10 protein-coding genes and 1 pseudogene are annotated in these 10,411 nt (G+C 70.8%); 8 read left to right on the top strand and 3 right to left on the bottom strand.

Translation table 11 applies throughout. From position 1 onward, the window contains the following. Positions 1–298: 298 nt before the first annotated feature. Positions 299–1,252, top strand: a complete 954-nt coding sequence (locus tag HHX41_RS39245) for a sigma-70 family RNA polymerase sigma factor (RefSeq protein ID WP_182909986.1) — start codon at positions 299–301, stop codon at positions 1,250–1,252. Between the two features lie 46 nt (positions 1,253–1,298). Next, positions 1,299–1,727: a glutaredoxin domain-containing protein gene (locus HHX41_RS39250; protein WP_169982775.1), complete on the top strand. Its 429-nt coding sequence runs from the start codon at positions 1,299–1,301 to the stop codon at positions 1,725–1,727. 6 nt (positions 1,728–1,733) lie between these two features. On the opposite strand, the gene HHX41_RS39255 is transcribed toward HHX41_RS39250, so the two are convergent. Next, entirely contained in the window at positions 1,734–2,075 is a 342-nt protein-coding gene (locus HHX41_RS39255) for a hypothetical protein (protein ID WP_182909987.1), read from the bottom strand. 196 nt (positions 2,076–2,271) lie between these two features. Further along, positions 2,272–2,775 carry a BTAD domain-containing putative transcriptional regulator gene (locus HHX41_RS39260; protein WP_182909988.1) on the bottom strand — a complete coding sequence of 168 codons (504 nt, stop codon included), beginning with the start codon at positions 2,773–2,775 and terminating at the stop codon, positions 2,272–2,274. A 98-nt stretch (positions 2,776–2,873) separates the two neighbouring features. Between HHX41_RS39260 and HHX41_RS39265 the strand changes: the two genes are divergently transcribed. Continuing rightward, positions 2,874–3,827: a tyrosine-type recombinase/integrase gene (locus HHX41_RS39265; protein ID WP_182909989.1), complete on the top strand. Its 954-nt coding sequence runs from the start codon at positions 2,874–2,876 to the stop codon at positions 3,825–3,827. Between the two features lie 115 nt (positions 3,828–3,942). Here the strand turns inward: HHX41_RS39265 and HHX41_RS39270 are convergent, their stop codons facing one another. Continuing rightward, entirely contained in the window at positions 3,943–5,013 is a 1,071-nt protein-coding gene (locus tag HHX41_RS39270) for a LacI family DNA-binding transcriptional regulator (protein WP_220504848.1), read from the bottom strand. A gap of 241 nt (positions 5,014–5,254) precedes the next feature. Here HHX41_RS39270 and HHX41_RS39275 point away from each other — a divergent pair, with 241 nt between their 5' ends. From HHX41_RS39275 to HHX41_RS42565, 5 genes and pseudogenes are all read left to right on the top strand, one after another. Then, positions 5,255–6,523, top strand: a complete 1,269-nt coding sequence (locus HHX41_RS39275) for an ABC transporter substrate-binding protein (RefSeq protein WP_310742381.1) — start codon at positions 5,255–5,257, stop codon at positions 6,521–6,523. 69 nt (positions 6,524–6,592) lie between these two features. Further along, the gene (locus tag HHX41_RS39280) at positions 6,593–7,519 is read left to right on the top strand and encodes a carbohydrate ABC transporter permease (protein ID WP_169982780.1); all 927 of its coding nucleotides are present in this window, start codon (positions 6,593–6,595) and stop codon (positions 7,517–7,519) included. Between the two features lies 1 nt (position 7,520). Further along, positions 7,521–8,411 carry a carbohydrate ABC transporter permease gene (locus tag HHX41_RS39285; protein ID WP_182909992.1) on the top strand — a complete coding sequence of 297 codons (891 nt, stop codon included), beginning with the start codon at positions 7,521–7,523 and terminating at the stop codon, positions 8,409–8,411. After that, the gene (locus HHX41_RS39290; RefSeq protein WP_182909993.1) at positions 8,408–9,880 is read left to right on the top strand and encodes a GH1 family beta-glucosidase; all 1,473 of its coding nucleotides are present in this window, start codon (positions 8,408–8,410) and stop codon (positions 9,878–9,880) included. The genes HHX41_RS39285 and HHX41_RS39290 overlap by 4 nt, the downstream gene beginning before the upstream one ends. Before the next feature lie 38 nt (positions 9,881–9,918). Next, a pseudogene (locus tag HHX41_RS42565) lies at positions 9,919–9,969 on the top strand (hypothetical protein); the annotation flags it as partial. Between the last annotated feature and the right edge of the window lie 442 nt (positions 9,970–10,411).

A 10,411-nucleotide genomic window follows, 5' to 3' on the forward strand; every position in this document is an offset into this window, starting at 1 on the left:
CCCGACGTACTGGCCGCCCAGCGACGCGAACGCGCCCGCATCCGCAGCGAGAAACAACGCCGCTGGGGACGACCCGCCGACGAAGCCGCCTGACCAACCCGGCGAACGTTCGTGGTCACCGCACTAGGGAGTGTCTGACAAATGCTGCCCGTCGCGAGCGGGGATCCAGGTGGATGCATCGCAAGGCCGAGGAGGAGCCCATAGCGGAGCTATGGGCGACGACGAGAACGCAGCGAGGCGCCGCCTGGGCCACGCGCAGCAGGCCATGATTTGTCAGACACGACCTAGGGTGGGCCACGTGGACAGCACCGCCACGGATCGCTTCGACACCGGCGTGTTCGAGGCCGGCCGGAACCGGCTGGCCTCACTGGCCTACCGGCTGCTGGGCTCCGCCGCCGACGCCGAGGACGCCGTGCAGGATGCGTTCCTGCAGTGGCAGTCCGCGGACCGGCAACGGATCGAGGTGCCGCAAGCATGGCTGACCAAGGTCGTCACCAACCTGTGCCTCGACCGGCTCCGCTCGGCGCGTGCCCGCCGCGAACGCACCGTCGGCGCCTGGCTGCCCGAACCACTCCTCGACGGCGACCCGATGCTGGGCCCGGCCGACTCGTTCGAGCAGCGCGAATCGGTCTCCCTGGCCGTGCTGACGCTCATGGAGCGCCTGTCGCCCCTCGAGCGAGCCGTCTACGTCCTGCGCGAAGCGTTCTCCTACAGCCACGCCGAGGTCGCGGAGATCCTCGACATCACCGAGTCCGCGAGCCAGCAGCACCTCCACCGGGCCCGGCGCCGCATCACCATCGCGCGCCGCAGCGGCGGCGAAATCGACCCCGCATCCGCCCGCAGGGTCGTCGAGGAATTCCTCGCCGCCGCCTCCTCGGGCCGCACCGAACGGCTGGTGGCGCTGCTCACCGACGACGCGACCGCGATCTCCGACGGCGCCGGCCTGGCCGGGAAGCTGGTGTGGTACGACACACCGCAGCGCGTCGCCGCCGTCGTACGGGCCGGTTTCAAACCCACCCCCGCGAAGCGGCGATTCGCCGGCGGCACGCCCGCCATCCACTACGCGCTCGTCAACGGCGGCCCCGCCATCGTCTTCGTGATCGGCGACCGGGTCATCGGCGCCGTGACGTTCGACATCACGGGCGGCAGGATCGCAACCGTGCGCAGCATCGCCGCCCCCGCCCGCCTCCGCCGCCTCACCGAAGCCTGGCGACAGCACGAACCGGGCACGCCGCTCATCGGCCAGTGGTGACCCCAGCAGGCCGGACACGAGGCGAACGTGCGCTAGCGTCATCGCCATGCTGCGCCGATGGATGCTGCCGATCCTCTTCGTCGCCCTCGGGCTCGCCGCGGCGGCCCGGCAGACCGCCCAGGGATCCCCGGGCGGCGCCGTCACCCTGCTCCTGCTGTTCCTGGTGGCGGGCGCCCTGCTGTCCCCTCTGGCGTTCCCGAAGTCCGTGAGCGCCGCCGAGGCGCTGCGCCGCAGCGAGGCCGACGGCCGGCCGATCGTTTACTGGCGCCCCGGCTGCCGCTACTGCCTCCGGCTGCGCACCCGGCTCGGCAGGCACGCCCATCGGGCGCACTGGGTCGACATCTGGCGCGACCCGGAAGGCGCCGCGGCGGTCCGGGCGGCCACCGGCGGCGACGAGACCGTGCCGACCGTGGTGGTGGCGGGCACCCCGCACGTCAACCCCGATCCCCGATGGGTGCGCGCGCAACTGCCCTGACGTACCTCAGCTCCCCTGGCCCCAGCTCCCCCGGCCCCGCGCGCCGTCCAGGCCGCGCAACGTCCGCGCGGCACCGGCGAGCAGCGCGGCACGCGACAGGTCGCCGCCCCCGGCGCACCACTCCGCCACCGCCTCGAGCACCATCGCCCGCACCGTCTCGTCACCCGCGAGCCCCGACAACTCCAGCGCCGACCGCAGCGACCGCCACGCCGACTCGCGGTCACCCCGCTCCCCCCGCACCCGGGCCAGCTCCACATGGACCGTGGCCAGGAACTGCGCGGGCACACCCGCCTGCCCGCCCGCCAGCCCCAACGCCTCCACGAGCAGTGCCTCCGCCTCGGCGGGCACTCGGCCACGTCCGCCGGGTCCCCGACGGTGGCAAGCTCGACCAGCCAGACGCCCGAGGACGCGACGAGCCCGCCCGCCACCTCCACCGCCAGCCTGGTCTTGCCCGCACCGCCCGGCCCGGTCAGCGTGACCAGCCGCGCGGCCGACAGCAGGCTCCGCACCCGTGCCACGTCCTCCCGCCTGCCGACCAGGCTCGTCACCGGCGTCGGCACGTTCCCCCGTACGGGCCGCTCCGGTTGGGGGGATCGCGCAGCGCCTCCAGGTGTGCCGCGGCCACCCGCGCGAACGGCAGGTCCGCCGCGTCGGCGAGAGGCGCCCCGCGCCAGAGCGACAGGGCGGCGCGCAACGAGGCGGCGGCACGTCCCGGATCGCGCTCAGCCCGGCCCACTCGCACCAGGCGGTCGAACTCCGCCGCGTCGACCTCCCGCGCCGGGACGTCGAGCAGGTAACCGGCCGGATGCGACACCACCGCGCCCCGCAGCCCCTTGTGCAGGTCGCGGCGGAGCCGGGACACCAGGGAGTGCAGCGCGGCCACCAGGTTGACCGGCGGCTCCTCCCACAGGTCGTCGACGAGGCGCCCGGCGGCGACCACCCGGCCGGGTTCCAGAGCCAGCCGGATCAGGAGCGCGCGCAGGCGCGCACCTCTGATATGGGCCTGGGCCTCCTCCACGTGCAACGGCCCGAGAATCCGGATTCGCATGGCTTTCTCGTTGTCGTCGAGGGTTCTGATCGACGGTGTAAATGATCTTGCAACAATCCGACGCCTTTACATTGTAGATTCATAGTAGGATCACAGTGATGAACACCCCCGCCGTCCCCGAGCGGGACACCCCCGCACGGCCCGAGCGCGACCCCTACCAGGTGTATCTCGACGCGCTGCAGAGCCCCGAGTCCAAGCGCACGATGAGGGGCTGCCTCGACCGCATCGCCCGCCTCATCACCGGCGATCCGGAGGCGACCGGCGCCGGGCAACCCTGGGAACTGCTCCGCTACGAGCACACGATCCGGCTGCGCACGCTGATGCGGGAGCAGGGCTGGTCACCCGCCCACGTCAACAAGCACCTGGTCGCTCTTCGCCGCGTGCTCAAGGAGGCGTGGCGGCTCGGCCTGATGAGCGGAGAGGATTACCAGCGCGCCGCCGACCTGCCCGCCTACAAGCACACCCGCGTCCCGGCGGGACGGCACGTCGAGGCCGAGGCACTGGCGGCGGCGCTCGAGGTGTGCGACGGCGACCACTCCCCCGCCGGCCGTCGCGACGGCGCGATGCTCGCGGCGCTCTACTCCACCGGCTGCCGCCGGGCCGAGATCGCCGGGCTCACCCTGGCCGACTTCGATCCCCACGCCCGCTCCCTGCGGGTGCGCGGCAAGGGCGACAAGGAACGGCTCGTCTACCTGACCGCGGAGGCCGTCGAACGTCTCGACCTCTGGCTCGCCGTACGCGGCCGGGCGACGGGCCCTCTGTTCTGCCCCGTCAACAAGGGCGGGCGGCTGCGGCCGGCCCACATGACCGGCCAGGCCATCGCCGACATCGTCTCCCGCCGCCTGGCCGCCGCCGGGGCGTCCCCCCGCACGCCGCACGACTTCCGGCGTACGTTCATCGGCGAACTGCTCGACGCCGGGGTCGACCTCGCCACCACCCAGGCCCTGGTGGGCCACGCCTCCCCCGCCACCACCGCGCGGTACGACCGGCGGCCTGAGCGGCGCCGCCGCGAGGCCGTCGACCGGCTCCGCGTCCCCGGCGCCGCCCGCTGACCCGATGTGGCGGAGTTCAGCGACAGCCGGGCCGGGTTCGTGGTGGAGGGCGAGGGCGCGGAGCGGCCCTTCTTGTTGGCTTTTGCCAGGCCCGAGAGCGGGGCCGGGGAGCAGGTTACCGCGTAAGCGGCGACACTGAGGGCGGCCGGGATGCGCGTCCAGGCCCGCGGGCGGGCCGGGAGTGTGACAGCAGGGGCGTGCTGGAGCCGCGCACGACGAGTGTGGCCGGCAGGATCCGGGGCGGCGGGGCGTCCGCGCCGTTGATCATGGAGACCACGGCCTCCGCGGCGGCGGTGCCGAACCCGTCCTTGTCCTGGGCGACGGTCGTCAGGCCCGGTGGCACGAGCGCGGCCACCTCGATGTCGTCGGGCACCTTCAGGCCGGCCTCGCCGATCGCGACCAGTGCGCCGACGGCCATCTCGTCGCCCGCGACGAACACGGCGTCGGGCCGGTCGTCGGCCTCCAGCAGGCGGCGCATCGCGGCGTGGCCGCCCGACAGGTAGAAGTCGCCCTCGACCACGAACTCGGGCCGGCGCGGCAGCCCCAGCCGGGCCAGCTCGTCCTGGTAGCCCCGCAGGCGCTCGGCGCCCGGCCGCATGTGCGCCGGGCCCGTGATCGTGGCGATGGCCCGCCGCCCCCGCTCGTGCAGGTGCCGTACGGCCAGGCGGGCGCCGCCGACGTTGTCCGAGGTCACATACGTGGCGCGGGGACCCTCGACGGGACGGCCGAGGCTGACGCACGGGACGCCCGACTCGGCCAGCCGCCGCAGCGAGGGATCCCACGTGCCGCTGTCGATCATCACCACGCCGTCCAGGTTGTGCCTGCGCACGGCGCGCACGAAGGCGTCGTCGGTCCGCTCTTCGTTCGTGTCCCCGCTGGTGGCGAGCATGAGGAGGTGATATCCGCGCCCGCTGAGCGCGGTCTTCAGGCCGACGAGGATTTCCTGGAAGAACGGGTGCCGCCAGCCGGGGCGGCGGTGGTCGGTGTCCCACACGAGGCCGACCATGAAGGACTTCTTGGTGGCCAGCGTGCGGGCCGACTCGTTGGGCAGGTAGCCGATCTGGCGCGCCACCCGCAGAACCTGCGTCCTGGTCTTCGCGTTCACTACCTCCGGATTGTTGAAGACGCGGGAGACGGTTGCCGGGGACACGCCGCACAGGCGTGCCAGCTCTCTGATCGTTGCCACGGATCGAACGCTGTCGCATCTCGCTGCAACCGGTTTCATGTAACCGGTTTCGAGGAAATTACGCAATCGCGGGAAGTCTGTCAAGGTGGCCGGTAATTTCATCGGCGTTACGTTTTCGTGATTTGACATCGCGTGCCGCTGTTATGTCTCATGGCGGGCGTATCGGTCGATGCTTTTCGTTGCCGCGGCTCGACCGTCGCATCTCGCAGCCACGCCCCTTCTCCCTGCCAAGGAGTTCACGGTGTCTGCTGCGAAACTTCGTCTGCTCGTGGGTGTGCTCGCCGTCGGCGTGTTCACCGCCGGCTGCGGCGGCTCGACCGGCTCGTCCGGCGACGGCCCCGTCACCCTCACCCTCAACCTGTTCGGAAACATGGGGTTCAAGGACCTGTACGCCAAGTACGAGGCCGCCCACCCGAACATCAAGATCGTCGAGCGTACGTCGGCGTACAACGACCACCACCGCAACCTGGCCGCCCATCTGGCGACGGGCAGCGGCGCGGCGGATGTGGAGGGCATCGACACCGGCTTCATCGCCCAGTTCAGGGCGCAGCCGGAGCGCTTCGTCGACCTGCGCAAGCACGGCGCCGACGGGCTCAAGGACCGGTGGTTGCCGTGGAAGTGGCAGGCGTCGGTGGCCAAGAACGGGGCCCAGATCGGATACGGGACGGACGTCGGCGGCCTGGCCATGTGCTACCGGCGCGACCTGTTCGAGAAGGCCGGCCTGCCCACCGAGCGCGACGAGGTGAGCAAGCTCTGGCCGGACTGGGCGTCGTATTTCGAGGCCGGCAGGAAGTACACCGCGAACAAACCGGAGGGCGCCAGCTTCTTCGACGGTGGCGCGCAGATCTTCAACGCGATGATCGGGCAGGCCGAGACCGGCTACTACGACGCCTCCGACCACGTGGTCGTCGCCACCAACCCGGTGGTCCGCTCGGCGTACGACGAGGTGCTCAAGGCCGTAGCCGACGGCGAGTCGGCCAAGCTGGTGGGCAGTTCCCCGGCGTGGAACACCGGCTTCGCCAAGAGCCAGTTCGCCACCATCGCCTGCCCCGCCTGGATGCTCGCGAAGATCCAGGACCAGGCCAAGGCATTCGCCGGCAAGTGGGACATCGCGGCCATCCCCGGCGGCGGCGGCAACTGGGGCGGCTCCTACCTGACGGTTCCGGCGCAGAGCAAGCACGTGAAGGAGGCGGTGGACCTGATCACCTGGCTGACGGCTCCCGAGCAGCAGATCGAGGTGTTCAAGGCGCACGGCATCCTGCCTTCGACCGTGGCGACGTACGAGAAGCCCGAGGTCAAGAACCTGAAGAACGCCTTCTTCAACGACGCCCCCGTCGGGCAGGTCTTCACCGCCGCCGCGCTGAACCTGAAGCCGCAGTACCAAGGGCCGCGGGCCGGCGACATCCAGACCGCCATCCGCGACGCGATCAACCGAGTGGAGGAGGGCAAGCAGGACGGCCCGCAGGCCTGGGAGCAGATGCTCAAGGACGTCGAGCGCATCGAGCAGTAGCCGCCCAGCCAAGCCGGGTGACGGCGGGAGGTAAGGGCCCGCCGTCACCCCTTCCCCCGGGATGGACCCATGACCCTCGCACGATCCGGGCCACGGCGCCGCTGGGCCTACCAGCTCGACGTCAAGGGCTCGCCGTACTTCTACATCGCCCCGTTCTTCCTGCTGTTCGGCGCGGTGGGCATGTTCCCGCTGCTGTACACCGCGTACGTCTCGCTCACGAACTGGAACCTGCTGGAGCCCACCCGGCACTGGGTGGGGCTGGCGAACTACGCCGAACTGCTGACCGACGACTACTTCTGGAACGCGCTGTTCAACACCGTCAGCATCTGGCTGCTGTCCACCGTGCCGCAGCTGCTCGCGGCCCTGTTCATCGCGCACATGCTCAACCGCAGCCTGCGTGCCCGCACCTTCTTCCGGATGGGCGTGCTGCTGCCCAACGTGACGTCCATCGTCGCTGTCACGATCATCTTCGCCCAGCTCTTCGGCCGCGACTTCGGCATGGTCAACTGGGCGCTCAATCTGGTGGGGCTCGACCCGGTGGACTGGCAGGCGGGCACCCTGTCCTCGCACATCGCCATCTCGCTCATCGTCATCTGGCGGTGGACCGGCTACAACGCGCTGATCTACCTGGCCGCCATGCAGACGATCCCCGAGCATCTGTACGAGGCCGCGACGCTGGACGGGGCCGGCCAGTTCACCCAGTTCCGGAAGATCACGATCCCGATGCTGCGGCCGACGATCATCTTCACCGCCGTCGTGTCCACCATCGGCGGCTTCCAGATCATCGCCGAGCCGCTGCTGTTCCAAGCCGGCACGGGCAACCCGACGGGAGGCTCGGACCGGCAGTTCCAGACCGTCGGCCTCTACCTCTACGAGCAGGGGTTCAGCCTGTACAAGTTCGGCTACGCCTCGGCCATCGCATGGACCCTGTGCCTGATCATCGTGGTGATGGCTCTGGTCAACTACTCGGTCACCCGCCGGATCAGGAGAAGCTGACGTGACGACGATCATCACCGAGGCGCCCCGGCAGGCGCACGTGCCCCGCTCGCGGGCGGCCCGCTCCCGCGGCGGGCGCCGCTCGGCCGGGTTCTGGACCTATGCGGCGCTGGTCGCCGTCCTGCTCGGCTCCCTGTTCCCCGTCTACTGGTCGCTCATCGTGGCGTCGCACGACAACGACGCCATCGCCCGCGTGCCTCCCGTCCTGACGCCCGGCGGGCACCTGTTCGAGAACATCGCGCGGGTCTTCGACACGACCGCGTTCGGTAAGGCGATGCTCAACTCCTTCATCGTCTCCGGCTCGGTCACCGTCTCGGTCGTGCTGTTCTCCACGCTGGCCGGGTTCGCCTTCGCCAAGCTCCGCTTCCGGGGCCGGACGTCGCTGCTGGTCGTGGCCATCGCGACCACCACCGTGCCGCACCAGCTCGGGATCATCCCGCTCTACATCCTCATGGCGGAGCTCGGCTGGACCGGCCGGCTGGAGGCGGTGATCGTGCCCGGCCTGGTCACGGCGTTCGGCGTCTTCTTCATGACGCAGTACCTGTCGAGCGCGGTGCCGGACGAACTCCTGGAGGCCGGACGGATCGACGGCTGCTCCACCTTGCGCCTGTTCTGGCACGTGGTGGTGCCCGCGGCGCGGCCGGCCGCGGCCGTGCTCGGGCTGTTCACGTTCATGCAGGCATGGAACGACTTCTTCTGGCCGCTGGTGGTCCTCACCCCGGAGAACCCGACCGTGCAGGTCGCGCTCTCCTCGCTGGCCAGCGGCTACACGACTGACTACGCGCTCGTGCTCACCGGCACGGTGCTGGCGACGGTGCCCGTCGTGGCCGTCTTCGCGGCCCTGGGCCGGCAGATCATTGGAGGAATCATGTCAGGAGCGATCAAGGGATGACGGCGACCGACGAACGCCCTGCCATGCCGCGGGTCTTTCCCGCGGGCTTCGTGTGGGGCACGGCCACCGCGGCGTACCAGATCGAGGGGGCCGTCGACACCGGCGGCCGGGGGCCTTCGATTTGGGACACCTTCTGCCGGGTGCCCGGCGCGGTGGCACGGGGCGAGTCGGGTGAGTTCGCCTGCGACCACTATCACCGCTGGCAAGAGGATGTCGGCCTCATGAAAGACCTGGGGGCGGGGGCCTACCGATTTTCCGTTGCCTGGCCGCGGGTGCTGCCCGACGGCCGCGGGCCGGTGAACCGGCGCGGGCTGGACTTCTACCGCCGGCTCGTGGACGCCCTGCGCGAGGGCGGCATCGAGCCGTATGTGACTTTGTACCACTGGGACCTGCCACAGGCGCTGGAGGACCGCGGGGGCTGGCGGGTCCGCGGCACCGCCGAGCGTTTCGCCGACTACGCCGAGGTCATGTACGAGGCCCTCGGCGAGTCGGTCTCGAACTGGATCACGCTCAACGAGCCGTACTGCTCGTCGATCGTCGGCTACGGCGAGGGCCGCCACGCGCCCGGAGCCAAGGAGGGGGAGGGCGCGCTGGCCGCGGCCCACCACCTGCTGCTGGGGCACGGCCTGGCCGTCGCCCGCCTGCGGGAGATGGCCAGGCCCGGTCAGCGGATCGGGGTGACGCTCAACATGTCGCCCACGGTGCCGGTGACCTCCTCGCCGCAGGACCTCCAGGCCGCGCGGCGGATGGACCTGCTGGTCAACCGGCAGTTCACCGAACCGCTCTTCGGCGGGGCCTACGCCGCCGACATGGCCGAGACGTTCGGCCGGATCAGCGACTTGTCCTTCCGCCGGGACGGTGACCTGGAGATCATCGGCAGGCCGGTGGACTTCCTCGGAGTGAACTATTACTACCGGCTGCACGTGGAGGCCGCGCCGTACGACGAGCCCGACCCCGCCCGGCGCACGGCGTTCGACCTGGGTGTGCGCACCGTCACGCCGGAGCACGCGCGCACCAGCGGGCTCGGCTGGGTGGTGGAGCCCGAGGGGCTGTACGAGACGCTGGTCGGGCTGACCTCCCGCTACCCGGACCTGCCGCCGGTCTACATCACCGAGAACGGGTACGGCGACGACGGCGCGCTGGAGGACGACGGGCGCATCGACTATCTGCGCGACCACCTGGCCGCGACCCGTGACGCGATGGAGGCGGGCGCGGACGTGCGGGGTTACTTCTGCTGGTCGCTGATGGACAACTTCGAGTGGGCCCGGGGCTACTCCGCCAGGTTCGGCATCGTGCACGTGGACTACGACACCCAGGTGCGCACGCCGAAAGCCAGCTTCCACTGGATGCGGGACTTCATCACCGACCCGGTCGTCACCGCGCCCGTCACCGCCCGCCCCGCGACCACCGCCCCGGTCGACATCCTCGTCGCCGGCACCCCCAGGGGTGAGCGCCCCGTGGGCGACTGAGGACCGTGGCCGCTTTCCCAGGCGACCGAGGAATCGACGTGACGGTCCCCAGCGTCGCCCGCATCTACGACCATCTCCTCGGTGGCAAGACCAACCTCGCCGTCGACCGGGCGGCGGCCGAGAAGCTCATCGAGCTGACCGCTCATCCCGATCGTGTTGCGCACAGCCCGCCGATCCGCTCGTCCAGGATGACCGGGTCGGCGAGCACCGGCAAGCTCACCTCCAGCAGCAAGTTGTTCCCGGCGACAGACTCACCTCAAGGTGATCCGGGCCTTGACGACCAAGGCCTACCGGCGGGCCGTGCGGGAAACCCTGCGCGGCCCGCACCGGTCGATCGGCCTCGCGTGCGAGTGGCTGCCCATAGCCGGTCTGCCCTGTCTCAGATGTCGTCGACGGTCATCGCACCCTCGTGGGGGCGCCGGGACAGGTCGATGCCGAGCTCCTCCGCCGCGCGGAAGACGTCCTCGTCGGTATCCCTCATCTCGATCGACATGCCGTCGCTGGAGAGAACCTCGACGTTCAGGCAGAGCG

Source organism: Microbispora sp. H13382 (assembly GCF_014161445.1).
In the GTDB taxonomy this organism is placed as follows: domain Bacteria; phylum Actinomycetota; class Actinomycetes; order Streptosporangiales; family Streptosporangiaceae; genus Microbispora.

Excerpts from the sequence above, each read along its gene's own strand:
- HHX41_RS39280 (WP_169982780.1), top strand. The coding sequence starts at position 6,593 with ATGACCCTCGCACGATCCGGGCCACGGCGCCGCTGGGCCTACCAGCTC.
- HHX41_RS39250 (WP_169982775.1), top strand. The coding sequence starts at position 1,299 with ATGCTGCGCCGATGGATGCTGCCGATCCTCTTCGTCGCCCTCGGGCTC.
- HHX41_RS39265 (WP_182909989.1), top strand. The coding sequence starts at position 2,874 with ATGAACACCCCCGCCGTCCCCGAGCGGGACACCCCCGCACGGCCCGAG.
- HHX41_RS39290 (WP_182909993.1), top strand. The coding sequence starts at position 8,408 with ATGACGGCGACCGACGAACGCCCTGCCATGCCGCGGGTCTTTCCCGCG.
- HHX41_RS39260 (WP_182909988.1), bottom strand. The coding sequence starts at position 2,775 with ATGCGAATCCGGATTCTCGGGCCGTTGCACGTGGAGGAGGCCCAGGCC.